Below are 25,111 nucleotides of genomic sequence, written 5' to 3' on the forward strand. Positions count from 1 at the left end.
TATATTCGAAAGTTCAAATTTGGGTGCTCTTTCACACTTGGTTTAGCCATTTTAACTCAAATATTTTTTTTGCGTTTTGTTTGTTTAATAATGACACTTAAAACGGAAAGTCAATTTATCCTTTTTGAAGTTAAGGAGGTGAAAAAGATAAATGTAGCCTTTATCTGAAAGGCACTATCCGATGATTTCAATCCCCATTATTAATAGACTTTCTCCCAGAAAGTGGTATTTGATTTGAGATAAAAACTATAACACACGCAAAAGAATAGATTAATTGTGAACGCAAAAATCAATAAACTGCGTTAACAGCGGATTTTTGTATTTGTCTTTATGCATCACTAACCAAAACTGTCTTTGCATGGGGTGGTTTAAGTTAAGCTGCGTAACGCGGCCATCGTTTAAAGCGTACTGTGCCGCGAGTGACGATAAGCATCCCAGCCCTAACCCTTCTGCAACGCTGTTGATCAATGCCTCTGTGGTATTGAGTTCAAAACTTTGGCTCCAATTATCGATATGCGTAGCAAGGTTTTGTAAAAAGAATGAGCGTGAACCAGAGCCAGCTTCCCTTAATACCCATTGACTGTTTGCCAAGTCATTAAAACTAAGCTGTGGTTTTGCAGCTAAAGTGTGGGATTGCGGCGCAATAATACACATAGTGTCTTGGCTAAACACGGTTGAGATTAAGTCGCTTTGCTGGGCGTGGCCTTCTATTAATGCAATGTCGAGTTCAAAGTCGCGCAGTTTTTGACAAATAAGCTCAGAATTTGAAATAAAAACCTGCTGAGAATAATGCTGCTGTTGTTGGCGAAACCCACTGAGTATTGAGGGCAAAACATGATTGCCAATGGTATCGCTAGCACCTATTTTTAACGTGCCACTGGCTTTTGCGTGGGACGAAAAAAGCGTATTAATATCATTTGCTCTGTGCAGTAATTCATCGGCCAAGGGCAGTAACTTTTGCCCTTCTTGATTTAAAATTAAGCGATGATTTACCCGGTCAAACAGTGGGTGGCCTAATTGTTTTTCAAGCTCGCTAAGCGCCATACTCACCGCCGCTTTAGATAGAAACAATGATTCAGACGCTGCTGTAAGGGTGTTGTGCTGGGTTATGCCTACAAATACTTTAAGTTGCTTAAGTGAGATATTCATTATGCTATGTTTAGTTTTTTTGAACTTGTGTTCTATATAATTAGATTTAACTTAACAAAATGCAAGCGTAAACTTCTCTGTAAGTTATAACCACAGGGTGGAATAGAGATGTTTAAACATATAAAAACAAAAGTATCAGGTGCACCAACACCAATGGGTGGTTTGGCATTAGGTATTGCCAGCCTAGGTTGGGCTTGGGAGAGTATGACTAACCTAAATGGCGTAGCACAATATACCGGTGCCGCTATTGCGAGCGTATTATTGCTATTGTTAACACTTAAGTTTTTATTACATCCTCAACTGCTTAAAGCCGATTTAGCCCACCCAGTTGTGGGAAGTGTGGTGCCTACTTTTGCTATGGCTACCTTAGTGGTGTCTAATTCTTTAGGGCAGTTTTACTCCCTTGCGGGAGATGTGCTTTGGGTAGGTGCATTTTTATTGCATGTAGTGTTTTTAATCAGCTTTATTGCTCATCGCATGATTGAATTTAAAATTGAGCATATGGTGCCAAGCTGGTTTGTACCGCCGGTTGGGATCATTGTTGCCGATGTCGCGTTTTCAGGGAATCCGGCACTGCTGTTTTTAGCGCAAGGGGCGCTTTATTTTGGCATGCTGATGTATGCAGTTATGTTGCCTATGATGATTTACCGGATCATTTTTGCAGCGCACATTCCTGATGCTGCACAGCCTACCTTGGCTATTTTAGCTGCGCCAGCAAGTTTATCGCTAGCTGGTTACTTTACAGTGAACAGCGAGCCGTCACCGGTTATTATTGGCTTGTTATTTGGAATTGCAGTACTGATGACCTTTATAATTTATGTCGCATTTTTTAAATTATTGCGCCGTCCATTTTGCCCAGGTTACGCTGCGTTTACTTTCCCTGTGGTCATTGGTGCTACCGCGTTATTTAAACTTGCCGCATGGATGCATACAGTGGGAATTGATTTGCAGTTTATTAAGCAAATACAGTATTTAGCAACGTTTGAATTGATTGTGGCCAGTGGGGTAGTTTGCTATGTGGCGGTTCGTTATTTGGCTCATTTTAAGTTTTTTAACACTCAATTTAAGCCTCTCACCCTATCAAAATAACGATTAAACGCTTGTTTGCACTACCTCGTTAGCCCCGTGCTCAATTGCTTGTTCGGCATCTTGCTCAGCAAGCTTGGCGCGCTCTGCTTTTGAAACATAAGCCGGTTTGTTGCTTTTATGCAGCTTGGCATTAGCACGCTTATCTTTGTTATTAAACTTTGTAATGATCTTTTTTCTGCGATTCATGATTAACCCCGTAATTTTAAGGTGCGCATTATACAGGCATCTTTAGTAAAGCTGTTAGATAAATATAGTGGCGGTTTTACGCTCTGTCGCAAAGCGTTGTTTGTTATTACACAAGGGCGTTATAATTATGGCTCTTGGTTGTTAATTAAATGGGATTTGTTTTGAAAAAGTTAGCTTTAGCTAGTATCGCTTTATTGGCCTTTAATACTCATGCACAATTAAATAAAATTAATGACAGCGTGGCTGATTACGCTGTAAATACCTACCAAAGTGCGCAAGTACATACACTCACAAATTTGGTGTCTTTTCCAACGGTCAATAAAAGTGATGTTAGCGCACCACAAAATCCCGACTTTATTGGCTTTAAAGCGCTACTAAAAATGAAAGCGGCTGAGCTTGGTTTTGATTATCAAGATTTAGGTTACACCGTACTTATTAGTATGGGGCAACAAACTGAAAAGGTAACCATAGTAACCCATGGCGATGTGCAACCCGCTAATGCCAGCAAATGGAAACAAAGCCCATTTATTATTGACACCTCAGAGCCGGATAAATTAATTGGCCGTGGTACCGAAGACGACAAAGGTGCTATTGCGACTGCAATGTACGCCATGAAGGCGATAAAAGATAAAGGCATAGCGCTTGATAACCGTATTGAATTAATGATTTACCTAGCGGAGGAGTCTGACTGGGGGCCGTTAACTGAGTTTATGAAAACTTATCAGCAACCAAAGTATGCGGTAACCATCGATGCCTCTTACCCTGTGGTGGTTGCTGAAAAAGGCTGGAGCTTAATTGCGCCAACATTTGATGCAACATCACCACAAACCGGTGTGTATGTCAGTGGTGTAACCGGCGGCGCATTTGCCAGTCAAATCCCTGAAGATGCCAGCCTATTACTACATAACGCCAACGAAACATTAATTAATCAATTAAAAGCAAAAGCTAACACACTTAAGCAAGTTGAATTTAATTTTACAGAGCAAAATAACGCGCTGGCCATAAGTGTTAAAGGCATGTCGGCTCACTCATCTGAACCGGAATCAGGCGTTAACGCCATTGCTTATTTAGCTGAAATATTTAAAGGCGTTGAGCTTGAAAACAACAGTGATGGCCAGCTCATTGATTTTGTTAATCAGCTTATTGGTTTAGATATTTACGGTAAACAGTTTGGCGAAATTGCTTATGAACATGACTTTATGGGGCCAATGAGCGTAGCGCCTACGGTTATTGAACGTGAGGGTAATGCGCTTACTTTAGCGGTCAATGCTCGCCGTCCGGTTGGTAAAGATGAGACGTTACTTAAACAACAAATTGATACTGCGCTTGCTAATTGGCAAACGGCTAATCAGGTTACGTTAGCTAACATTAAAATCACCATTGGTAAGCCCATGCTTTTAGATAGCGCACCCCATGCGCAAAAGCTACTTGATATTTTTAAGTATTATACGGGTGATAAAAACGCTGATTTTGTTTCAATAGGGGGCGGTACAAATGCCAAACTATTTGATAATGCCGTGTCGTTTGGCCCATCTATGCCGGGCAAACGCTACACCGGACACTCAGAACATGAGTTTATTACCCTTGAGCAATTAGCACTTAATTTACGTATGTACACCGCAATGATAATAGAGCTGGGGAATATGTAATTTTGGATATATAACCTATATCTAATACGAAAAAACCGCCGTAACGGCGGTTTTTTATAGCAACGGTGTGCTATTGAAAATCAATTTCTGGCAAGCATTCAAACCCAGGTTTTGCAAATAAGTAACCTTGCATTAGCTCAATACCTGCGTGTTTTAACCACTGATATTCTTCAACGGTTTCAATGCCTTCAGCCAGAGCTGTAACATTTAGCGCGCTAAACATGTTTAAACAGTGGGTAACGATTGCCTGGCGGTTTTTATCTTTGTCGATATCTCTGATCAGCGCCATATCAAGCTTGATAATATCAGTTTGAAAATCGGCTAATAGGTTTAATCCAGAATAGCCTGAACCAAAGTCATCGGTGGCTGTTTTAAAGCCTAATTCTTGGTAATAGCTCACAACACGTTTAACATGTGCGCTGTCTTCTATTTTTTCGACTTCTGTAAATTCAAACATAATATTTGTTGTAGGGAAGTTATACTTTTTAGCGGCTTCTAGGGTGGTACGAATACAACGCTCTGGCTTGTAGATAGCGTTTGGTAAAAAGTTAATACTGAGTATCGAATCTACACCTAGCTTTGATGCAAGTGCAATCGCTTTAATTCTGCATAACTGATCAAACGTATAGCGGTTAGTATCGTTAACACGAGAAATAATAGAGTAGGCCGATTCATTATTTAAACCACGGACAAGTGCTTCATATCCAAAAATAGTATTATTTTGACAATTTACAATAGGCTGAAATGCCATGGTAAAGTCAAAATCTAGTTCATTCGAATCAGCGCAATTGCTACAAGAGACTTTTTCGCAATTTAGTGATTTATCATTCATTCATCGTACCCTTTGTTTTAACCTACAAAATAAGGTGTGGTTAAGCCTGCCCTTAACCCTAACAAAGTATTGATATTTTACATAATCTATTTAACTGTTTTGTTTACCTTTTTGTAACTCACCGCGATTAAACAGTGCCTTTATTTCTATGATTAATGAAAAAGTAGCAATAAGGTTATGGCTTTTTTACATGCGTATAACCTTATTTTTCATGAGCTTTAAGCGCTTTGCGCCTAGCTTAATACACTCGGTATTTACTTAAGTGTGGCGTTAAGCGAAATCTCAGTATTTAATAATTTTGAGATAGGGCAGCCTTTTTTGGTTTGTTCGCACAATGCTTGAAATTGCTCATTTGAAATATCTGCAATGGTTGCATTTACTTCAAGGGCAATGTGCGTCACGGCAAAGCCATCATCCACTTCGTCTAAACTAACCACTGCTTCGGTGTTTATGTTCTCAGCGGTAAAGCCCGCTTCACCAAGTGCCAGCGATAAAGCCATACCAAAACAGGCACTATGTGCTGCACCCACTAATTCCTCAGGGTTTGATCCTGGCTTATCTTCAAAGCGGGTATTAAACCCATACGGCTGGTTATCTAATGCGCCACTTTGAGTTGATATAGTGCCTTTCCCTTTTTTAATATCACCAGACCATGTTGAACTTGCAGATTTTTTAATCGTCATTATGTTCTCCTTGTTGAGGGTGTAGGCTTTTTAGATTAATTAGTCATACCGTGTAGTGTTTGCAATACGTTGTAAACACTACACGGTAAAACTGCTAAAAAGCGTTATTTACATAGATAGTTGCAAAATAGAAGCCAAATAATTGAATAAACAAGGTTCACGTTATGTTTGGGATTATTTATTATCCCGAATTTAGGTTATGTCAGCTATTTGCAGGTGATAAGGCGGGGCGCTTTCACGGTTTTGAAACGCTAAAATAGCGTTGTTTTTAATTATTCCGTGTTCAATATTGATAGCGCGGCGAATGGTTTCGTCTTTTTGCCATTGCTCTGGGCCGGATAAAACAGTTGGCAAGTATACAATGAGCGCGGCAGAAATAGAGCGCGTTGCACTTTCCCATAAGTAGCTAGGGGTATGATCAACCGCGTAATAATCCGTGGTTTTATAGCTAAACATTGGGTGTTTAAATGTTGTTGGCTTTGCAAAAAAGAATCTCATTCCTTCATCACAACTTACATCTATTATAAGGCTATTGGGTTTTAAGCAATCGGCTTCAGATTCAATCACAAAATTGACGGGGTTTGCGGTTTCTTGGTAGGTGCCATTAACAATAATGTCAGCTTCGCTAATAAGCTCAGTAAGCGGGCGCTGCGACCCATCGTGCTCAACCACTATCATACGAGCTTCGCCTTCAATGCCTTTTAGTTACAGTGCATGTAACACCGCACAATAACCTGCCATTTCATTGTTTTTATAAAAAGTATGACGGCCCACATTTCCCTGTGGTGGCCATACAAACATGTCTTCAAAGGCAATAAGAGTGAGCTTTCTATCAAGGGCAGCTTGGGTAATTGCTTGTTGTTGTTGTACGCAATGTACATAGCCCGAAATTGTGCCGCCTTCTTTAAGTTCTTGTAAATCAGCAAGCACTGGTTTGGCAATAATGACGGTGCCTAATTGGGTTAAAATATCACTGCGGGTGGCAATGCCGCCTGTCAGTGCTGCAATTTCTTCGTCGTTCATATTAAATGCCGCGCTATAACCTTGCTCAAAAATCATTTTTTTTCTGAGTTTTTCAGGTATACGCATTAAATGCGCAGGATGAATAGGGTAGCGTTTTTCATCTGTTTTACGTGATGTTCCAATTACGCCAATAGTTAATTCTCTCATGCTATATCCTTGATTAAAGTATGCTGAGTTTATAAACGAATAATGCTACATCGCTAACAAATAAAGAGGGGTTTTACAGGCAAGCTCACGCCATGGTTGTAAAAATAAGGCTTGGTAAAGGGGGTTCTTTTAATTAGCTGTGCTAGGTGTAATGAATGTTGAGCAGGCAGAGGGTAGAGTGTTAACTTGCATTGAATAACAAGTTGAAACGTTAACCACTATAACAGCTATGTAAGATATAAAGTGAGATTAAAGCGAATGTGCGTGTATTGGTTTTTATAAGCGGCTATTTACTGCGTTTGCACCGCTCTGAGCAATAAATAACGTTATCCCAATCTCGTTGCCACTTTTTACGCCACGCAAACGGCTTATTGCATACTGGGCAAATTTTTTGCGGTAAGTTAAGTTTTTTGTGCGCCATAATTAGGTGTTCTCTTTATTGCTGTTACTGCGAGTTTTGCGTTTTACGCGGGTAACCTTTTGAGTTGGAGCCACGTGTTTTTTAAGAATTTTACCTATGGCGCGTTTTACATCGGGCCGTTCTCGGTATTGCCATAGCCGTTCGCGGGCTTCTTTTGAGGCGGTGGTTAAATCAAGCATTGGCTCAGGGTAGTCTTCACCTAGTTTAAAGTCGTTAAATAGCGCTTCCATGGGCGTTTGCTCCCAAGGTTGATGTAAATATTCAATGGGGAGCTTTTCAAGTTCGGGGCACCATTTTTTTATAAACGCACCGGTTGGGTCTTGATCTTCCGATTGCTTAATTGGGTTGTAATGACGAATGGTATTAATACCGGTGACAGAGGCTTGCATTTGAATTTGCGGGTAATGAATTCCCGGTTCAAAGTCTAAAAAGTAATTAGCCAACGGAAAACTTGCCTGTTGCCAGCTAATGTTTAAATGATGCGTTACAAAGCTAACCAGCATAGCGCGCATTCTAAAGTTAATATAACCGGTGGCTTTTAAACAGCGCATGCAGGCATCAATAATAGGAATACCGGTTTGCCCTTGTGCCCAGCGTTCAATATCGCTGGCAACCTGGGCGTCATCACGATACGGAAATGCATGATACCCTGGATTTAGCGCCTTAAATTCCATGGTACACTCGCTTTCAAACTTTTGCATAAAATGGCAATGCCAATGCAAGCGCGATACAAACGCGGCAAGCGGGCGCTTCCACCCTTTTTTATCAGCAGAAGTGCTATGGTATGCATCAATCGCCATTTGGTACACTTGCCTCAAGCTGATATTTCCCCACGCTAAATAGGGCGATAACCTAGAGCAATGCGCACGGCTTAAGCTTGGGCTGGATATTCCTTTTTGATAATCTTTACCGCGTTCAGCAAAAAAGCTTTGCATTACCTCACGGGCAAGTCGAGGGCCCCCTTGCTGAAAATGTTCATTATCTTGCGTGTAGGCGCTCGGCAGTATAGGTGTTTGATAATCAGTAAGGGTAAGTGGTTTTATTTGCTTCCAATTAGGTATAGCAATAGGTGCTTGCATGGTTTGTTGCCAGCGCTCGTTCCAATTACTGCGATTTCTTTTGCCACGTATCACAGCCCCCGTTGGCGACTCTAACCAGTTAATGTGATGGTGTTGGCACCAGGCTTTAATTGCTATGTCACGCTCAAAGGTATTGTTTAGCCCTATTTCTTGGTGGCTAAAGAGGTTTGTGATTTCAAACTGCGAGTGAAGCGATTCAAGCAGGGTTTGCATATCTTCATTAAATATATACACGCGGCTGTTAAAGCGAGCCAACTGAGTGTTTAAGTCGCAAATAGATTGATATACAAAGCGCCAATGCCGCTCGTTGTAATGCGCATCATTAAGCAGTAAAGGTTCGAAATTATAAACTAAAAGGGTAGGCAGGCCGTTACTAAACGCATTTTTTAAAGGCTGATGATCGCTTAGGCGTAAGTCACGTTTAAACCAGACTATGTTTATTTTTATGCGCATGGATTCAATGTATTATTTAAAAATGCTATGAAGTAATTATTTACTTGTACGCAGCGTAGCGATTTTCCGATTTAGTTTTTTAAGATTAAAAGTGAGAAACCATGTTTTTAGATTTAACCGATAATAGCAACCACTCTGTTTATAGCTACTTAGTAGGCGGTATAAGCCCAAGACCGATTGCGTGGGTAAGCACGTTAAGTGAGAAGGGGGTTGCTAATATTGCGCCTTATTCGTTTTTTACTGTTGCTAGTTGTAACCCGCCGGTTTTAAGCGTCACGCAAGTAAACCCTCGCGATAATGCAAATAAAGATACGTTAAATAATTTACTCGCTACCAAAGAGTGCGTGGTTAATATTGTTAGCCATTCGCTTGTTGATCAAATGAACCAAAGCTGCGCTAACTATCCACGTGACGTGAGTGAATTTGATGCTGCAAATATACAGCGTACCCCCAGCCAATTAGTCAGTGTACCAAGTGTTGCGGCGTCAAAAGCACGCTACGAATGTAAGTTGCGAGAGGTGATTACTATTTCAGATGAGCCAAGCGGTGGGCAAATGATGCTGTTAGATGTAGTGGGTATTTTTCTCGACGACACCGTTTTAGTGAACGGGTATATTGATCCAACGCGTTTGGATGCGGTGGGTAAAATGGGCGGCGATTATTTTAGTACCACGAAAGACAAATTTGCACTAAAGCGCCCACAGTTATAAAGCAATGTGGGTAACCTATTATTCGGTTTGTGGCAAAAAGAATGCACTTATAGCACCTAAAAAACCAAGGGTGCTGTAAAGTAAAATTAGCTCAGCGGTTGATAAAAAAGCCTCGAGTAAACCTATACTACCCAGAAGTAGTAATAACACCCCAATTACCGTGTTACTTACCGATACATAATCGGTGCGTTTATTGCCCTCAGCCATATCTACAAGGTAAGTTTTTCGCCCTAAACGCACGCCTTGGTGTGCAACTGAGAGTAAAAAATACAATATAGGCATAACCCACCAATTTAGCAGTAGTGCGCTATACCAAGTGGCAATAACAAATACGGCTAAGCCATTAAATGTGACTAATATAGCGCTAAGCACTAAAACACGCTGGCTGGATAAGTCACTGAGCCTGCCCCAAATAGGCGCCGAGACTAAACTAGCAAAGCCAGAAACGGCAATAAAAGTGGCAAGCAGAGAAAATTCAAAAGACTGTTTACTGGCTAAAACTATATAAAAAGGAGCACTCAGAGCTGAGCATAAAAGTAGCGCACGGGTAACAACAAAATGGGCAAATTGTTTATCTTTATAAAGCAGCTTAAGTTTAGAAAATGCATGCAGCAAGCCATTTTTACCGCCATCAGTTGCCCCTTTATATTCATTTATTTGGCTGTAAAAAAAAGCCGCGATCACCCACATTACTGCACCGAGTGCTAAGGCTATAATGACGGTGTTTTGATCTTTTTGTTGTGAAAAAAACCACATGAGTAAGCCAAACGTTAAGGTGGCAAAACCGGCAATACTGGCAGCTAAGCCACTAATATTACCGCGCTGTTGCTTAGGAATAACTTTTCCAAGCACATCTTTTGCGGCCACCGAGTTAAAACCTCTAGCTAAGCTAAATAAAATTAATAAACCAATAATGGCGTAACCCGCAAGCTTGCCCTCAAGTGTAAACGCGACACCAACCATAGCCAAAATACATAAAGACTGCACAATAGCGCCAATAACCCACACCCATTTACGAATAGGCAATTGGCGGATAAAGCCAGCAATGGCTAACTGTGGCAGCAGTGAACCTGACTCTCTAATAGGTACTAGCCAAGCAATAAAACTCGCTGGCACGTTTAAGCTTTGCATTAACCACGGCAGCGTTATTTTGGGATTGAGTAGCGCATCAGCAAACTTACTAAACAGTTGGCTTAGCAGTAAAGTAATAAAATTACCGGGGACTTCTTGGCATGCGTTATCGTCAATGGCCTTACACGCGCGAGCATCTTCTTCGTTATTTAAGCGTTTATAAATTTGCTCTTTTGTTAGTTTTTTCACTCTATTTTACCGCTGTATAAGTACAAATATTTATATATATTAAGATGATATGATTAACATATCTACTTTACTCATTATTTTTAAGCTCATATGGCAACCATTTTAGGAGTTCTTTAAATAATATATCTTGCGCAATGGACTTAGAAATATAGTCATTCATTCCAACCTGTAAGCACTTAGCTTTATCGCCCACCATAGCGTTTGCTGTCGTAGCAATAATAGTAATTGGGGGATTTTTACTCCCAGCTTCATTTACTCTTATATGGGTTGTGGCTTGGTAACCATCCATTACTGGCATTTGGCAATCCATTAAAATGAGTGAGTACGGGTTATGGGAAGTTGTTTGTTTTAAATATTCGAGCGCGTGCTGGCCATTTTCTGCAATATCAATGCTATTACTTTTAAAGCAGGTCGATAGCATCTTAAAAAGATTTTGTGTGATTATGGGCTTTGTAACAATGGCTGAAAACCGAGACGCTTGATATAAATCGCGCTGTTTATTTAGCTCATCCTTGGTCATTAAAACAACATGCGCAGCCATAAGATCTACCTCTTTATCAAGGGTTTTACTTAAAGCCATACTTACAATAATTGATATAGCAATATCGATTATGAAGCGAGTAGTTTTAGCAGCAATTAAATTGGCGGTAAATTATTAGCTGACCACACAGCAACAGGACGTTGGTATTGTTTTATTAATCCATTAACTGGCATGGTTAAGCTCTCAAGTGCATGTTTGATTTTTGCTCTGTTTTGCTCTGTATTATTGATTAAAGTTATTTGTGATATGCCCTGTAACAATAGTTTTGTTAAGTCGTAGGCATGAATAAATCCAGCCGGAGAAATTAACTCAGTGAGTGCTACAGGGATAAGCTTTGTGCTATAACATTTTTAGTTAAATCGGTTTGCGACGTTTTTAAAAATGAAAAACAGCTTTGTATAAAATGTAAGCTCAAGTTTGATTTTATGGCTTGCTCAACGTTGGCAAAAAAATCCCCACCCGTTATTCCCCAATGACTCACAATAGGAAGGCGTTCATATTTGGCAAAACTTGCCATCGCATTTATAAACAGCCCCCTCAATGGCATTTCCAACAAATAAAATACACTCTGCAGGTGTATTTTTTATTTTATGCAGTATTAATTTGGCGTTATTTATTTTTGTGTTCCAGTTAAACCATTTTACTTGTGGTTTTATATCACCAAAGGCCTTAAGCATGGTGTTGTTATTTGATTTTCCCCATGGCGTGTCTTCTAAAAGTAAGAGGGGATTTTTGCAATTTAGAGTTTGCGTTGCAAATTGGGCCATTCTATAGCCGGCTTTTGTATCATCTACCGAGAGCCTAAATACCCAGTTATCATCGCTAGGGTATCGGGTAATAGACCCTCCGGCAGCCCAAGGCAGTAATAGTAAAGGTTTGTTTTTATTGATGAACTCTCTGTTTTTATATACGGCGGGGAGTGCAATCCACCAATAAAAACCAGTGCATTGGGGTCTTTTAGAAACTGCTGCATGTGCAATAAGCTGCTATTCGCATTACCTCTGTTGTCTTTTTCAATCAGTGTGAGCTAATAATCTTGCACGTTATTATTAATCTCTGCTAAAGCAGTCAGCACCTTCATCTTCATTGCATAGGCCGATTCGTAATGGTTTGAATAGTCTAAGTCATGGTAGAGCGTTAATGTTTTTACACCTTCGCTGCGTGCACTTAAAGAAAATTATTTAATTTTTTATAAAATATGAAGCTGAAATATGATTCAATATTTTTTATTAATGGACATAAAAAAGCCAGCTAAGCAGCTGGCTTATTGAACTGTTTTGACTTTTATTTAAAGTCTTGGGCCGTGTGGCGCTCTGCCATTTGCTCTTTTTCCGGGCCCCACGTACGATTAACGCGACGACCTCGTTTTACGCCTGGACGTGCAGCCACTTGTTTAGCCCAACGAACCACATGCGTATAAGATGCAACATCTAAAAACTCTGCTGCGTCGTATAAGTCACCTAAAACCAGTGAGCCATACCACGGCCAAATAGCAATGTCGGCAATTGAATATTCACTGCCTGCCATGTATTCATTGTCACTTAAATGGCGGTTTAATACATCAAGCTGACGCTTAGTTTCCATGGTAAAGCGGTCAATCGGGTATTGCATTTTACTCGGTGCATAACTGTAAAAGTGGCCAAACCCACCGCCTAGGTAAGGTGCTGAGCCCATTTGCCAAAATAGCCAGTTACGACACTCTGTTTTTGCTTTGAGATCGTTAGGAATAAAGGCATCAAATTTTTCGCCTAAGTATTGTAAAATAGCACCTGACTCAAATATGCGTGTTGGCGGTGTGGTTGAATGATCCATCAGCGCGGGTATTTTTGAGTTCGGGTTTATATTAACAAAGTCAGAGCCAAACTGATCGCCTTCACCAATATTAATTAAATACGCATCGTATTCGGCATCGGTTAAGCCAAGCTCTAACAGCTCTTCAAACATAATACTAACTTTTTGGCCATTGGGTGTTGCCAGCGAATAAAGCTGAAATGGATGTTCGCCAATCGGTAGTGTTTTGTCATGAGTGGCGCCTGCAATGGGGCGATTTATACTAGCAAATTTACCACCACTCTCACTGTCCCATGTCCATACTTTAGGCGGGATGTATTCGTTGTTTTCACTCATAAATAACCTCTATCTTTATTAAACGCGTGTTTTAGTTGTTGCTTGCTGATTTTTTAATTTATCTGCTTTTGCTAGTTTATAACCTAAAAACAATCCACTTAATGCACCAAAAAAATGGCTCTCAAACGAGATATGAAAACGCTGCGGTAATACGCCCCAGATAAAGCTGCTGTATAAAAATGCTACGATAACAGCGATAAAAATCGATTTAAATGAACGCCTTACAATGCCATAGCATAAAATAAATCCCCACAAACCATAGATGACACCGCTTAGACCTACATGAATATTACTGCGGGCAAACATCCAAACTAATAAGCCACCTACTAAAGCGGTGAATATAAATACACTATAAAAGCGCTGTACGCTGTACTGGCAAATTAACCAACTTAATACAGCAAATGGCAACATATTACTGGCAAAATGCCACCAGCTACCGTGTAAAAAGGGAGCACAAAGAATACCAACCAGCCCTTGAATACTTCTGGGATAAATACCTAAACCGTTTAAATTAATGCCAGGTAGGCTATTAATAAGCTGCAATACAAAACAAATAATAATAATACTAAAAATAGCAAAACGGGTACTGGTAATAAGTGAAAGCGTGTTTGGTTTAGTGGCCATAGTGTGATCCTTATTTACCGAAAGTGTTGCCAGTATAGGAATTGTATAAGGTAATGAAAAGCAATTAAAAAAGCACAGCATAAAATGCTGTGCTGATTTGAGTTGTTGGCTGCTATTAACCTAGTTTAGTTAATAGCTTTTTAGCTGCAAGTTCTGAGCTTGCTGGGTTTTGACCGGTGATCAATAAACCATCTTCTAGAGCAAGTACGCCCCAGTCATCGGTTTTTTGGTAATCGCCACCTTTTTTGATAAGTTCGTCTTCAACTAAAAATGGAACAATTTCAGTAAGTTGTACCGCAGCTTCTTCGCTGTTAGTAAAGCCCGTTACTTTTTTACCGGCGACTAATGCATTGCCATCAGCGTCTTTAACATTTAAAAATACCGCACTTGCATGACACACGGCAGCGACTGGTTTTTGCTCTTTAATAAAGCTTTCAATGAGCGATACAGAATCGATGTTATCGACTAAATCCCATAAAGGGCCGTGACCACCAGGGTAAAATACGGCGTCGTAATCAGAAGAGTTTACTTCGCTTAAAACTTTGGTATTTGCCATCAGTGTTTGTGCACCACTGTCTGCATCGTAACGTTTGGTTGCCTCAGTTTGAAAATCAGCAAGTGTACTCGTTGGGTCAATCGGAGGCTGACCGCCGTTTGGAGAAGCCAATGTTACTTCAATACCTGCATCAATAAATGCGTAATAAGGGGCTGCAAATTCTTCTACCCAAAAACCAGTTTTTTCGCCAGTGTTACCAAGCTCTGCATGTGATGTAAGAACCATAAGTATTTTTTTAGCCATGTAAGGTATTCCTTAAGATGATTTAAATTAATTAATCTTGCTTGATAAAGACTATATGCACTAAGAGGGCTTTAAACAACGATGATAAATTTAACTTAATTGATTCAATAATTGATACAATTGGAGGGTTGAAGTTAAAACCGCACTGGAGCGCCCATGAAAGTCTCGTTTGAACAGTTAAAAAGTATGGTGGTATTTGCACAAATTGTAGAGCAGGGCAGCTTAACTGCAGCGGCAAAACAATTAGGGCTGACCCGTGCTGTAGCGAGTTATCACTTAAAAAAATTAGAAACACAGCTCGAAGTGACGCTACTTAACCGTTCTACCCGCACCATGGCGTTAACCGAAGCCGGAATGGCCTATTATGAGCGTTGCCGTGTTATTACAGAGCAAGCTAATGCCGCTAATCAGCAAATAGAAAATATAAAAAGTGAACCTCAAGGGCTATTAAAAATAAGTTGCCCAGTAAATGTAGGGATGCAGTTAATTGTACCGGCAATAAATACCTTTAAACGTCAGTACCCTAAAATTGATATAGATTTACAGCTCACGGATGACGTTGTGGATATTATTAAGCACGGGTTTGATTTTGCAATTAGAGGGGTTGCACTGCGCGATTCGAACTTACAAGCCACTAAGCTCACTACTATGAGTACCTGTATTTGTGGTGCGCCCGATTATTTTGCGCATTTTGGTAAACCCACTACAGCCGATGAGTTGGCAAAGCATCAATGGGTGGTTTATCAATTAGGCAGTAAAACGCTGACCTTACAAAAAGAAGGCAAAAAGGTCGAGATTACAATGCAAGGTAGTTTAAGCACCAATAACGCTGCTGCACGCACTGCGTTTGTAGAGGCGGGGCATGGTATTGGTCGTATTCCACTTTACGATGCATGGCCAAAAGTACAAGCGGGTTTGCTGCAAATTATACTCGATGATTATAAAAGCAAAGACATTGAACTTTATGGGGTGTTCCCGCCTGGGGCGGCGGGCTCTAAAAAACTGCGTTTGTTTATTGATTATTTAAAAGCGTATTTTGTAAAGCAACATACCGCATTAGGTATGCTTAAATAATAGCGCTTAAAGCACTCGGTTAAACAAAGCAACGGCTTGCTGATACATGGTGATAGCAAGTGCTGCATCGTACCGCTCGCCTTCATCACGCATAAAGGCATGTTGCGCGTTCACTTCTTGCCATTGGTAATTAATACCCGTACTAACCGCTTGTTGATAAATTTTGTCGCGACCTTGTTGTGGCACATGGGGGTCTTGCTTTCCCCAAATAAAGTGGATTTCACCTTGTATATCAGCCATACGTTCAAATGAATTATTCCCTTTTTGTGCGGGAAGTGTGTCGCTATGAATATCAGTGGCATATAAGCAAAAAGCGGCTTTTATTGCGGGGTTTAATGCGGCTCTATAAGCTAAATGCCCACCAATACAAACACCCATAGCACCTACAGAGCCAGTACAGTAATCGTGTGTTTGTACAAAGTCGATTAACGCTTGGGTATCGCTGTCGTGGGATTCAAGCGGTTTTGCCCATTTATCGTTATTGCCTTTATCTTTACCCGCATCGTCATAAGCAAGCACTGTCCCGATAGGGTTAAGTTCATGAAATACTTCTGGCACAAGTACGACAAAGCCATGGCTTGCTAAAATAGCAGCGCTGCGAGCAATAGGCGCGGTTTGCTGAAAAATCTCAGAGTAAAAAATAATGGCTGGGAATTGCCCGTGAGCGTGTGGGCGATAAACTGTAGTGCGCATTAACCCCGTTGGGGTAGGCAAGTCAGCATGGTGGTGTTGGATGATCATAAAAGCGCTCAATTAAATAATATATAAAATATATGGTAACTGAGCGCGATAAAATAAACACGCCTTAAAGTCTAAATACTTGCAGGCATGTTATTACAGCTAGCATAGTAGCTTACGGTTGCAGGCCAATCGGAAAAGATACCCATTACACCTACGTCTTGCGCTAACACATCAACCACAGTGAACATATCGCCATTGTTATCTATAACATCACTAATTGACTGATAATAATAACCGCCGCCTTGATTTAGAGGGCCAGAGCGCTCAAGACTCCATGCAATGATATTAAGCCCCGCGGCTTTAGCATCAATAGCGTACTGTGAGGGGACAATGTTACTGTCGTTATCTATGCTTAATAGCATCCAAATGGGTGGCGCAATAATTTTAACGCCGTCGTTTATGAGCTCTGCCATAGATGGCTGCCATGTTGCTGCGTTGTTTGGATCAAACCCTGTATTGCTGTCGCGTCCATCTAAATAGACACTCTGCGCTGCAAATTCAGGATTAGTGTTAATCCAATATTTTACGTCAGCTAAATTAAATGATTGCGGATACACTCGCGAAGCGGGTACTTCCATTTGCGTGTATTCATCCAGCATTTTTTGTGCGTATTGCGTTTGGGTCATACCGTTAAAGGGCATACTCACTTGAGGGGATTTAAGCTCTGGGGTCATTTTTACTCCCAGCTCTTTAAAGAGTGCAATACTTTGTTTGTGGGTCATGAGTGTACCAGAGGTGGCGTATAAGTCAGTGCGCCAACCGGGTGTACCTTTCATGTAATCGCTAACATTGGTGGCACTGGTGTTTGCGCCATCCATCTTACCCTCAAGAGTTAAAAATTCTGCCAAACTAATATCACTGGTACAACATTTAGCTGAAGCAGGCGAGTCACTGTTAGAGTTTGCTGGAGTAAATGGCTCACTACATTTAGCAGCCAATGTTGGAATGGCTAAAATATTGGTGGTGGTGTGCAAGTCGCACTGAGAATGACGACATACTAGCTCTTTATCATTGGTAAAGGTTACATCGCATTCGACAACACCTGCTCCCATGCGAGCGGCTGCAATATAAGATTCTTTAGTGTGTTCTGGGTATTGCATTGGAGCACCGCGGTGACCAATAGAAAAATCAGTACGATAAAAAGGACCTTCCTTGCACGATTCTAATTTTGTTTTTAGTGCGCTGCTAGCCATATCGTCAACTAGGTAGTCTGGGCGAGTACCTAGTTGAAAATTAGTGCCTTGAGCTACTTCAACAATAACCGGGGTAGGTACTTCAACAATTTCAACCTCAGTGTTGGTAACAACCACTTCTTTTTCGATTATTTTTACATCGTCATCACAGCCAGCGAGTGAGCTTAATAATAAAAAAGTTGTTAGAAAAGGTATGCGCTTCATTATTTGTCCTTAAAAATAAAAGTGAACGCTACCTTACTAATTATTAATGACAATTTCACTACAGAGTGATTAATTTGCTGATTTAGCCATTATTTGGTTTACCACTAATGCAACCAGCATCACTCCCGCGCCAATGCTTAATCTAAGTAGGTCTGCGTCTCTATTCCAAATAAGCACATTAACAATAATACCGGCAGGAATAAGCAAGTTGTTCATCACCGCCAGCGCGCCAACATTGACAAGCGTCGCGCCTTTATTCCACATAAAGTAGCCTAAACCAGAGGCCACAATACCTAAATAAATAAGTATGCCCCATTGAGTTGAGGTACTTGGTAATTTGTTAAGATCGCCAAATAGGGCGTAACAGGCGCTTGCAACAATTAATGCGCCAATAAAAAACCAACCAAATACGGTTTTATCATCGAGTTGTTTATTAAGCATTAATCGTTTGTAGGTTACTTGGCCGATGGCAAAACTAATATTAGCGCCTTGAACCAGTAATAATCCGACTAAAAAGTTACTGTCTAAGTTTTCATAACGAATGGTAATAGCGCCTAATACGGCAATAAACGCAACGATAAAAAACTGCGGATTAAACTGTTTATTTAGCGCATCGTTTAAAAGCGTAATGTAAAGCGGGGTCATTACAGTAAATAACAGCACCTCTGGCACACTTAAAAACAAAAATGAGTGGTAATAAAAGCCATACATAACCCCCAGTTGCAGTGCGCCTATCAGCATGAGTTTACACGCAAGCGGGGTGGGGATTTTCTTTAAAAAAGGCAAAAATACTAACGCTGCTAAAGCCACACGAATTAACACACTAAACCATGCATCAACTTGGCCTGCTAAGTACACACCAATTAAACTAAACGAAAACGCCCAAAGAAGGGTAACTGCAAATAAATAGCCCATAACACTCATCTTGTCTTAAGTAATGGTGTCAGTTTATCTGTTATATATTGTTCTATAAACAATAAAAGCCCGCAAGCGGGCTTTTATATCAGTTGCTTAAAAATATTAATTAATCAACTAAACCACGGCGCTTAAGCAGGGCGTCAGTGGTTGGTTTTTGGCCTCTAAACTCAATGTAGCTTTGCATTAAGTCACGGCTATTACCTTTTGATAGGATCTCTTTACGGAACTTATCGCCATTTTCGCGCGTTAAGCCACCGTTGTTTTCCATATGAGCAAAGGCATCGGCTGCAAATACTTCAGTCCACAGGTAGGCGTAGTAACCCGCTGAGTAACCACCTGCAAACGTATGGCTAAAGTAGTTTGATTTATAACGCGGTGGAACTGGGTAGTAATCAATACCATGTGCCTTTAATGCGTCACTTTCAAACTGCTGTACGTCAGTTATTTTCTTATCAGAACCAAATGAGTGCCATTCCATATCCAGTAGTGCTGCTGCTAAATATTCAGTGGTACCAAAACCTTGGTTGAACTTTTGCGACTCAAGTACTTTATCAAGTAATGCTTGAGGAATTGGCTCACCTGTTTTGTAATGTTTAGCGTAGTTGGCGAGTACCGTTGGTTCAATCATCCAATCTTCGTGTGCTTGTGATGGAAATTCAACAAAGTCACGCGCTGTTGCAGTACCTGCTAGGCTTGGGTATTTAACGTCAGAGAATAACCCGTGTGCCGCATGACCAAACTCATGGAACATAGTTGATACTTCATCAAACGTCATGAGCGTTGGCTCGCCTTCAGCCGGCTTTGGAATGTTTTGTGCGTTGTAAATAACAGGTTTAGTGCCTTTTAAGCCGCTTTGGCTTACGTATGCACTCATCCATGCACCGCCACGTTTACCTTCACGTGCATATGGGTCCATGTAAAATAAACCAATGGCGCTGCCATCGGCGTTAAATACTTCAAATGCCATTACATCATCGTGGTAAACCGGCAAGTCTTTACGCTCTTTAAAGGTAATGCCGTAAAGTTTTTCCATAGCGAAGAACAGGCCGTTATGGATAACCGACTGCATTTCAAAATAAGGCTTAACCAATGCTGGATCTAGGTCGTATTTTTCAGCGCGTACTTTTTCTGCGTAGAAAGACCAATCCCATGGTTTAAGTTCAAAGTTTTCACCCGAATCATTAATTACTTTTTGAATTGCTTGTGCTTCTGCTTTCGCTTTTTCAACTGCTTTTGGCGCTAAGTCATCTAAAATGCCGTACACGTTATCAGTAGTTTGCGCCATGCGTGAAGTCATTACATAAGAAGCCCAATCTTTAAAGCCTAACAGTTCTGCTTTTTGTGCGCGTAGGTTAGTTTCTTTAATAATGATAGGGCCATTTGTTTTAGCAGCACGATTGGTTGATGCTTTAAAAATTTGCTCACGTAGTTCGCGATTTTCAAGGCTTGCTAAAATAGGTTGTTGCGTGGTGTTCACTAAGGTGATCATGTAACCATCTTTACCTGCTTTTTCAGCAGCGGCTGCAAGACCGGCAATTTCACTTTCAGATAAACCCGCTAATTTGCTTTTATCTGTTACTAAAATGACATCTTCTTTAAACGATTTTAATACGTTTTGAGAAAACTCAGTTGATAGTTTTGCAAGCTCAGCGTTGATTTCACGCATTTTTGCTTTTTCAGCATCGTTTAATTTTGCACCGGCTTTAACAAACTGTTTGTAGTAAAAATCGACTAGGCGTTGATCTTCAGCGCTTAACTTATCTTTATTGTCGTATACCGTTTGTACACGTTTAAATAATGCACCATTTAAATAAATGTCATCAGAGTGAGCCGAGAAAACTGGCGCCATTTTTTTATCAATACGTTGGTATTCATCGTTTGAAATAAGACCTGATAGGTTATAAAACGCAGCTGATGCGCGGTTTAGTAGCTCGCCTGCCAGCTCCATTTCAACTAAGGTGTTTTCAAAAGTGGCTGGCGCTGGGTTGTTGGCAATTGCCAGTATTTCTGCATTGTGCTGTGCAATACCTGCATCAAATGCGGCTTCGTATTCAGTCGTACCAAACTTATCAAACTCAGGTGCCATGTATTGAAGTGGACTTGGTTTGAACAACACATTGCTTGCGTTAATGTCTTGAACTTGCGCTGCGGTTTCTTGTGTTGTTTCTTTAGTGCTCTCAGAAGAGCAGGCAGATAATAAAAGTGCACTAGCAATCGTAGTGGCAATCAGTGTTTTACGCATAATAACTCCATGGAAAAAATAGCCGAAACAGGCTTAGTGAGTCGAAAACCCAGTTAACTTACCAAATTTTGACTTATATACAACAAAGTTTATCGATTTAAAGCAGGATTTAAACGCAAATTAGATTGTAAAAACAGCTTTAGTAGATAAAAGTAGCAATAAACAGCCTAAATTAGCCCAAGGTCAATGCAAGCATGTCGACACGAGGCAATCACGGTTGTTTTACCGTCATTATTTTAAACAGACTGTTACTTATTTAATTTAACCACATGCTAGACTCACTCAATTATTAGCATTAACTGATTTACTAACTGCTAGCTTATTTTTATATGGAATAATCATGAATATAGAACAAATTAACGACATACTAGGTTTTGTGCTGTTTAGTTATAACGACGTACATATAACGGTTGCTAAAGTCATTCAAGTCCCACTGATTTTATTTACTATGTGGTTTGTGGTTACACGTATTGGTAAATTGATTAAAAAGTCATTACTTGCACGAAAAATGAGCCCAGATGCAGTGCATTTATTCACGCGTTTTTATTTCATTTTTAGTATTGCGATTTTACTTTTTACCTCCCTTGAGGTGCTCAACATTCCACTAACCGCATTTGCCTTTGTATCGGGTGCCATTGCCATTGGTGTGGGGTTCGGTGCACAAAATATTATTAATAACTTTATTAGCGGTTGGATATTAATGTGGGAGCGGCCAATCCGTATCGGCGATTTTCTAGAAGTTGGCACTGCAAAAGGGGTGGTTGAAACCATTAATACTCGCTCTACTCGTATTCGCAGGAACGACGGTGTTCATATGCTAATACCCAATAGCCAGTTATTAGAAAACACAGTTACCAACTGGACGCTTATTGACGGTAATGCGCGCTCATCTGTGAGCGTAGGCGTAGCTTATGGCTCTGATGTATTACTGGTAAAAAAGTTAATTCAGCAAGTATTAGATGAGCATGAGGCAATACTGGCAACGCCTCAATCAACCGTATTGTTTGATGACTTTGCCGACAGCTCGCTAGTTTTTAATGCTATTTTTTGGGTCTGCGCTGAATCAGAAACTCGATTAAGACAAGTGCGCAGTGATATTCGCTTTAGTATTTATGAAGTGTTTGAACAACACGATGTGGTTATTGCATTTCCGCAGCGAGATATTCATATTGACGGTGAAATTGCACTCACACGTTCTTTAGTGAAAAAGTAGTATTTAAAAAAGTGCCGCGTTATTTTTCTATATTTTTTAACAACTCATTGTAAGGACATATGTCCGCTTTTCGGTTGTTTGGTTGCTAAAAGTACACTAAAAGTCGGGATTGTGCGCTTAAGTGTTAAAAATAAGTTTATATTTTTAACACTCAGCATGCGGTAAATTAATTACAGCATGGTATAATCTCGCGCATTCAGTCAGCCTTATTTATGCCGTTTTTGTACTCTCGGTAATAAGGTCCGCGCCGCATAGAGCAAGTCGCGAAAAATTGACTGAATCCGTAATTATTTAATTGCGCAACACATCAACCGTTGAACAAGAGTGCACTAAAAAGGTTAACCCCGACATGAAAGCAATGAAAAGATCTACGTTAGCAACCCTTATTAATGCAACGTTGTTCTCTGCCGTAGCAGGTACTTCAATTTCAGCCCTAGCTGCTGAGCAAGAAACTACTGCTAAGAAGAACCAACTAGAAGTTATTCAAATTACCGCGCGTAAACGTGTAGAAAACGCTCAAGAAGTTCCTGTTGCTGCTTCTGCATTACAAGGTGATGGTTTAGAAGCCGCAAGTTCAGCTGGTATGGATATTCGTTTCTTAAATGCAAAAATTCCAAGTTTAACTGTTGAATCTTCATTTGGTCGTTCATTCCCACGCTTTTATGTTCGTGGTTTAGGTAACTCTGATTTCGATTTGAACTCATCTCAACCTGTATCACTTGTGGTTGATGATATTGTTCAAGAAAGCCCCATATTAAAAGGCTTTCCAGTTTTTGATACTGGTCGAGTTGAAGTGCTTCGTGGTCCTCAAGGTACCTTGTTTGGCCGAAACACACCGGCTGGTTTAGTTAAAATTGATTCTGCCCGTCCTTCACAAGATTTTGAAGGTTACGCAGCAGTATCATATGGTTCATTCAATTCTATTGATTTTGAAGGCGCTGTTAGTGGCGGGTTGACTGATAATTTATCTGCACGAGTGTCTTTGTTACGTCAAGAGCGTGATGATTATATTGATAATCGCTTAGAAGGTAATGAAATTGATGATGCAACGGGTGGTTACCAAGAAACGGCTGCACGTGTTCAATTTCTATATGAAAAAGATAATTTAAGTGCGCTGCTAAATTACCATACTCGTGACTTGAATGGTAAACCGATTGTATTCCACGCTAACGCTATTGAAGCCGGTACAAACAAGCCTATTGCCGGTTTTGACCCTGAAGTCATTTACCAAGATACAGTGCAGTTTGCAACTCAAAACGTTAACAGCCAGGGTGCTAATTTAAAGCTTGAATATAGTTTTAATGATTACACATTAACGTCAATTAGTGGTTGGGAAAGTGCAGAAATTTTCTCTCGCGCAGATGTTGACGGTGGTTATGGTTGTGGAAACAACTTTGTTCCAGGCTGTCCGACAGCAGAAATGGGTCCTGGCTTTATTTTCTTAGCTTCTGAAACAGCTGATGCGCTACCAGAGCATAATCAATATTCGCAAGAGTTGCGTATTTCAAGTGATTTTGCTGGCGACTTTAATTATCAAGTAGGTGCTTTTTATTATAATGAAGAGCAAGTTATTGAAACATATGGCTATGATGGCTTGGGTGCAAACTTTTTAACTGGGTATGTTCGTCAAGAACAAGACACAACAGCTTGGGCTGTATTTGCATCTAGTGAGTATCAATTAACAGAAAAACTAGAAATTACAGCTGGTTTGCGTTATTCAGATGATGAACGAGATTTTACAGCATCGCGTTATACTTCTCCTGAATCAAGTATCGCTAACTTAACTAAATCCGTTGCACCAAAAGATAGCCATGTATCTTGGGATTTAGCTGCCGCTTATAAATATTCTGATGATATTAACTTATTTGTGCGTGCGGCTAATGGTTTTCGTGCTCCAAGTGTTCAAGGCCGTATTTTGTTCAGCGATGATGTAACTGTTGCTGACTCTGAGACTATTAACTCTATCGAAGCGGGTATCAAATCTGATGTTTTAGATGGTAGTGGTCGTGTTAACGCAACTGTTTTCTATTATCAAATGAATGACCAACAGTTAACTGCGGTAGGTGGTGATTCAGGTAATACTGCACGCTTAATTAATGCAGATAAAACAGTTGGCTATGGTTTTGAAGTAGATACACAGTGGGTGCTATCTGAAAATTTTGACGCTACCTTTAACTTTAGTTATAACAATACTGAGTTACAAGACGATAATCTATTTTTAGCAGGTTGTTTCGCTTGTACAATTACGGATCCAAAAACAGATCAAGGCTATAGTTTAGATGGTAATAGCTTGCCACATGCACCAGAGTGGATTGCCAACTTTATCTTGCGTTATACTCGTGAGCTAGGTGATGGTGAATTTTATGCTTACACTGATTGGTCATACCGTAGCGAAATTGACTTTTTCTTATATGATTCGGTTGAATTCACAGGTGAGGCACTTCTTGAAGGTGGTTTACGTACTGGTTATAAGTGGTACTCAGGCGATACTGAATACGAAGTTGCCGCATTTGCTCGAAACATAACTGATAAGCAAGTATTTATTGGTGGTGTAGATTTCAGTAATAACGCAGGTATCGTAAATGAACCTCGCTTCATTGGTGCTGAATTTAAAGTTAACTTTTTCTAATCGAAAAATTTAACGTTAAATTGTAATTATTGATAAAAGCCTGCCTAGTGCAGGCTTTTTTATTT

General features: G+C 40.2%; 24 protein-coding genes. 6 read left to right on the plus strand and 18 right to left on the minus strand.

Annotation, left to right across the window (positions count from 1 at the left end; translation table 11 throughout):
* Nucleotides 1-270: 270 nt before the first annotated feature.
* A complete protein-coding gene (locus MTN96_RS15735; protein ID WP_248532197.1) occupies nucleotides 271-1,149 on the minus strand; it encodes a LysR family transcriptional regulator in 879 nt (292 codons plus the stop codon).
* A 108-nt stretch (nucleotides 1,150-1,257) separates the two neighbouring features.
* Between MTN96_RS15735 and MTN96_RS15740 the strand changes: the two genes are divergently transcribed.
* Nucleotides 1,258-2,238: a TDT family transporter gene (locus tag MTN96_RS15740; RefSeq protein WP_248532198.1), complete on the plus strand. Its 981-nt coding sequence runs from the start codon at nucleotides 1,258-1,260 to the stop codon at nucleotides 2,236-2,238.
* A 3-nt stretch (nucleotides 2,239-2,241) separates the two neighbouring features.
* Here the strand turns inward: MTN96_RS15740 and MTN96_RS15745 are convergent, their stop codons facing one another.
* Nucleotides 2,242-2,424 (minus strand): DUF2986 domain-containing protein, encoded by a 183-nt coding sequence (locus MTN96_RS15745; protein ID WP_069440312.1) that lies wholly within the window; start codon nucleotides 2,422-2,424, stop codon nucleotides 2,242-2,244.
* A 161-nt stretch (nucleotides 2,425-2,585) separates the two neighbouring features.
* Between MTN96_RS15745 and MTN96_RS15750 the strand changes: the two genes are divergently transcribed.
* Complete coding sequence (locus MTN96_RS15750; RefSeq protein WP_248532199.1) at nucleotides 2,586-4,073, plus strand: dipeptidase; 1,488 nt, start codon at nucleotides 2,586-2,588, stop codon at nucleotides 4,071-4,073.
* 70 nt (nucleotides 4,074-4,143) lie between these two features.
* Here the strand turns inward: MTN96_RS15750 and MTN96_RS15755 are convergent, their stop codons facing one another.
* The 6 genes from MTN96_RS15755 to MTN96_RS15780 form a co-directional block, all read right to left on the minus strand.
* The gene (locus tag MTN96_RS15755; protein ID WP_248532200.1) at nucleotides 4,144-4,905 is read right to left on the minus strand and encodes an EAL domain-containing protein; all 762 of its coding nucleotides are present in this window, start codon (nucleotides 4,903-4,905) and stop codon (nucleotides 4,144-4,146) included.
* A 254-nt stretch (nucleotides 4,906-5,159) separates the two neighbouring features.
* Nucleotides 5,160-5,588 (minus strand): OsmC family protein, encoded by a 429-nt coding sequence (locus MTN96_RS15760; RefSeq protein ID WP_248532201.1) that lies wholly within the window; start codon nucleotides 5,586-5,588, stop codon nucleotides 5,160-5,162.
* 192 nt (nucleotides 5,589-5,780) lie between these two features.
* A complete protein-coding gene (locus MTN96_RS15765; RefSeq protein WP_248532202.1) occupies nucleotides 5,781-6,266 on the minus strand; it encodes a hypothetical protein in 486 nt (161 codons plus the stop codon).
* Nucleotides 6,267-6,293: 27 nt separating this feature from the next.
* A complete protein-coding gene (locus tag MTN96_RS15770; RefSeq protein WP_248532203.1) occupies nucleotides 6,294-6,758 on the minus strand; it encodes a hypothetical protein in 465 nt (154 codons plus the stop codon).
* Nucleotides 6,759-7,044: 286 nt separating this feature from the next.
* Nucleotides 7,045-7,179, minus strand: coding sequence for a DUF2256 domain-containing protein (locus MTN96_RS15775; RefSeq protein WP_010391223.1), 135 nt, complete (start codon nucleotides 7,177-7,179; stop codon nucleotides 7,045-7,047).
* A gap of 2 nt (nucleotides 7,180-7,181) precedes the next feature.
* Nucleotides 7,182-8,711 (minus strand): cryptochrome/deoxyribodipyrimidine photo-lyase family protein, encoded by a 1,530-nt coding sequence (locus tag MTN96_RS15780; protein ID WP_248532204.1) that lies wholly within the window; start codon nucleotides 8,709-8,711, stop codon nucleotides 7,182-7,184.
* Nucleotides 8,712-8,812: 101 nt separating this feature from the next.
* Here MTN96_RS15780 and MTN96_RS15785 point away from each other — a divergent pair, with 101 nt between their 5' ends.
* Nucleotides 8,813-9,421 (plus strand): flavin reductase family protein, encoded by a 609-nt coding sequence (locus MTN96_RS15785; RefSeq protein ID WP_036983276.1) that lies wholly within the window; start codon nucleotides 8,813-8,815, stop codon nucleotides 9,419-9,421.
* Between the two features lie 18 nt (nucleotides 9,422-9,439).
* On the opposite strand, the gene MTN96_RS15790 is transcribed toward MTN96_RS15785, so the two are convergent.
* The 6 genes from MTN96_RS15790 to MTN96_RS15815 form a co-directional block, all read right to left on the minus strand.
* Nucleotides 9,440-10,741, minus strand: coding sequence for an MFS transporter (locus tag MTN96_RS15790; RefSeq protein ID WP_248532205.1), 1,302 nt, complete (start codon nucleotides 10,739-10,741; stop codon nucleotides 9,440-9,442).
* A gap of 67 nt (nucleotides 10,742-10,808) precedes the next feature.
* Entirely contained in the window at nucleotides 10,809-11,321 is a 513-nt protein-coding gene (locus tag MTN96_RS15795) for a response regulator (protein WP_248532206.1), read from the minus strand.
* Nucleotides 11,322-11,776: 455 nt separating this feature from the next.
* Nucleotides 11,777-12,049, minus strand: coding sequence for a hypothetical protein (locus MTN96_RS15800; protein ID WP_248532207.1), 273 nt, complete (start codon nucleotides 12,047-12,049; stop codon nucleotides 11,777-11,779).
* 517 nt (nucleotides 12,050-12,566) lie between these two features.
* Complete coding sequence (gene yghU / locus MTN96_RS15805) at nucleotides 12,567-13,409, minus strand: glutathione-dependent disulfide-bond oxidoreductase (RefSeq protein WP_248532208.1); 843 nt, start codon at nucleotides 13,407-13,409, stop codon at nucleotides 12,567-12,569.
* 18 nt (nucleotides 13,410-13,427) lie between these two features.
* Nucleotides 13,428-14,033, minus strand: a complete 606-nt coding sequence (locus MTN96_RS15810; protein WP_069440305.1) for a rhomboid family intramembrane serine protease — start codon at nucleotides 14,031-14,033, stop codon at nucleotides 13,428-13,430.
* A gap of 115 nt (nucleotides 14,034-14,148) precedes the next feature.
* The gene (locus MTN96_RS15815; protein ID WP_248532209.1) at nucleotides 14,149-14,832 is read right to left on the minus strand and encodes a type 1 glutamine amidotransferase domain-containing protein; all 684 of its coding nucleotides are present in this window, start codon (nucleotides 14,830-14,832) and stop codon (nucleotides 14,149-14,151) included.
* A 156-nt stretch (nucleotides 14,833-14,988) separates the two neighbouring features.
* Between MTN96_RS15815 and MTN96_RS15820 the strand changes: the two genes are divergently transcribed.
* Nucleotides 14,989-15,906 carry a LysR family transcriptional regulator gene (locus MTN96_RS15820; protein WP_248532210.1) on the plus strand — a complete coding sequence of 306 codons (918 nt, stop codon included), beginning with the start codon at nucleotides 14,989-14,991 and terminating at the stop codon, nucleotides 15,904-15,906.
* Nucleotides 15,907-15,912: 6 nt separating this feature from the next.
* Here the strand turns inward: MTN96_RS15820 and MTN96_RS15825 are convergent, their stop codons facing one another.
* From MTN96_RS15825 to MTN96_RS15840, 4 genes are all read right to left on the minus strand, one after another.
* A complete protein-coding gene (locus tag MTN96_RS15825) occupies nucleotides 15,913-16,647 on the minus strand; it encodes a dienelactone hydrolase family protein (protein WP_028835409.1) in 735 nt (244 codons plus the stop codon).
* 71 nt (nucleotides 16,648-16,718) lie between these two features.
* Complete coding sequence (locus tag MTN96_RS15830; protein WP_248532211.1) at nucleotides 16,719-18,044, minus strand: glycerophosphodiester phosphodiesterase family protein; 1,326 nt, start codon at nucleotides 18,042-18,044, stop codon at nucleotides 16,719-16,721.
* A gap of 69 nt (nucleotides 18,045-18,113) precedes the next feature.
* Entirely contained in the window at nucleotides 18,114-18,959 is an 846-nt protein-coding gene (locus MTN96_RS15835; protein WP_200882089.1) for a carboxylate/amino acid/amine transporter, read from the minus strand.
* A gap of 109 nt (nucleotides 18,960-19,068) precedes the next feature.
* Nucleotides 19,069-21,204, minus strand: coding sequence for a M3 family metallopeptidase (locus tag MTN96_RS15840; RefSeq protein WP_069440301.1), 2,136 nt, complete (start codon nucleotides 21,202-21,204; stop codon nucleotides 19,069-19,071).
* A gap of 340 nt (nucleotides 21,205-21,544) precedes the next feature.
* On the opposite strand from MTN96_RS15840, the gene MTN96_RS15845 reads away from it, so the two are divergent.
* On the plus strand, nucleotides 21,545-22,417 hold the full coding sequence (locus MTN96_RS15845) for a mechanosensitive ion channel family protein (protein ID WP_069440300.1): 873 nt from the start codon (nucleotides 21,545-21,547) through the stop codon (nucleotides 22,415-22,417).
* Between the two features lie 349 nt (nucleotides 22,418-22,766).
* Nucleotides 22,767-25,046 (plus strand): TonB-dependent receptor, encoded by a 2,280-nt coding sequence (locus tag MTN96_RS15850; protein ID WP_248532212.1) that lies wholly within the window; start codon nucleotides 22,767-22,769, stop codon nucleotides 25,044-25,046.
* Nucleotides 25,047-25,111 lie beyond the last annotated feature (65 nt).

Source organism: Pseudoalteromonas sp. 2CM28B (assembly GCF_023161935.1).

What these genes read in the sequence shown, in the direction of transcription:
- MTN96_RS15735 (WP_248532197.1), bottom strand. Translation starts at nt 1,149, where the DNA reads ATGAATATCTCACTTAAGCAACTTAAAGTATTTGTAGGCATAACCCAG.
- MTN96_RS15740 (WP_248532198.1), top strand. Translation starts at nt 1,258, where the DNA reads ATGTTTAAACATATAAAAACAAAAGTATCAGGTGCACCAACACCAATG.
- MTN96_RS15745 (WP_069440312.1), bottom strand. Translation starts at nt 2,424, where the DNA reads ATGAATCGCAGAAAAAAGATCATTACAAAGTTTAATAACAAAGATAAG.
- MTN96_RS15755 (WP_248532200.1), bottom strand. Translation starts at nt 4,905, where the DNA reads ATGAATGATAAATCACTAAATTGCGAAAAAGTCTCTTGTAGCAATTGC.
- MTN96_RS15760 (WP_248532201.1), bottom strand. Translation starts at nt 5,588, where the DNA reads ATGACGATTAAAAAATCTGCAAGTTCAACATGGTCTGGTGATATTAAA.
- MTN96_RS15765 (WP_248532202.1), bottom strand. Translation starts at nt 6,266, where the DNA reads ATGATAGTGGTTGAGCACGATGGGTCGCAGCGCCCGCTTACTGAGCTT.
- MTN96_RS15770 (WP_248532203.1), bottom strand. Translation starts at nt 6,758, where the DNA reads ATGAGAGAATTAACTATTGGCGTAATTGGAACATCACGTAAAACAGAT.
- MTN96_RS15775 (WP_010391223.1), bottom strand. Translation starts at nt 7,179, where the DNA reads ATGGCGCACAAAAAACTTAACTTACCGCAAAAAATTTGCCCAGTATGC.
- MTN96_RS15780 (WP_248532204.1), bottom strand. Translation starts at nt 8,711, where the DNA reads ATGCGCATAAAAATAAACATAGTCTGGTTTAAACGTGACTTACGCCTA.
- MTN96_RS15785 (WP_036983276.1), top strand. Translation starts at nt 8,813, where the DNA reads ATGTTTTTAGATTTAACCGATAATAGCAACCACTCTGTTTATAGCTAC.
- MTN96_RS15795 (WP_248532206.1), bottom strand. Translation starts at nt 11,321, where the DNA reads ATGGCTTTAAGTAAAACCCTTGATAAAGAGGTAGATCTTATGGCTGCG.
- MTN96_RS15800 (WP_248532207.1), bottom strand. Translation starts at nt 12,049, where the DNA reads ATGGCCCAATTTGCAACGCAAACTCTAAATTGCAAAAATCCCCTCTTA.
- yghU (WP_248532208.1), bottom strand. Translation starts at nt 13,409, where the DNA reads ATGAGTGAAAACAACGAATACATCCCGCCTAAAGTATGGACATGGGAC.
- MTN96_RS15810 (WP_069440305.1), bottom strand. Translation starts at nt 14,033, where the DNA reads ATGGCCACTAAACCAAACACGCTTTCACTTATTACCAGTACCCGTTTT.
- MTN96_RS15815 (WP_248532209.1), bottom strand. Translation starts at nt 14,832, where the DNA reads ATGGCTAAAAAAATACTTATGGTTCTTACATCACATGCAGAGCTTGGT.
- MTN96_RS15820 (WP_248532210.1), top strand. Translation starts at nt 14,989, where the DNA reads ATGAAAGTCTCGTTTGAACAGTTAAAAAGTATGGTGGTATTTGCACAA.
- MTN96_RS15825 (WP_028835409.1), bottom strand. Translation starts at nt 16,647, where the DNA reads ATGATCATCCAACACCACCATGCTGACTTGCCTACCCCAACGGGGTTA.
- MTN96_RS15830 (WP_248532211.1), bottom strand. Translation starts at nt 18,044, where the DNA reads ATGAAGCGCATACCTTTTCTAACAACTTTTTTATTATTAAGCTCACTC.
- MTN96_RS15835 (WP_200882089.1), bottom strand. Translation starts at nt 18,959, where the DNA reads ATGGGCTATTTATTTGCAGTTACCCTTCTTTGGGCGTTTTCGTTTAGT.
- MTN96_RS15840 (WP_069440301.1), bottom strand. Translation starts at nt 21,204, where the DNA reads ATGCGTAAAACACTGATTGCCACTACGATTGCTAGTGCACTTTTATTA.
- MTN96_RS15845 (WP_069440300.1), top strand. Translation starts at nt 21,545, where the DNA reads ATGAATATAGAACAAATTAACGACATACTAGGTTTTGTGCTGTTTAGT.
- MTN96_RS15850 (WP_248532212.1), top strand. Translation starts at nt 22,767, where the DNA reads ATGAAAGCAATGAAAAGATCTACGTTAGCAACCCTTATTAATGCAACG.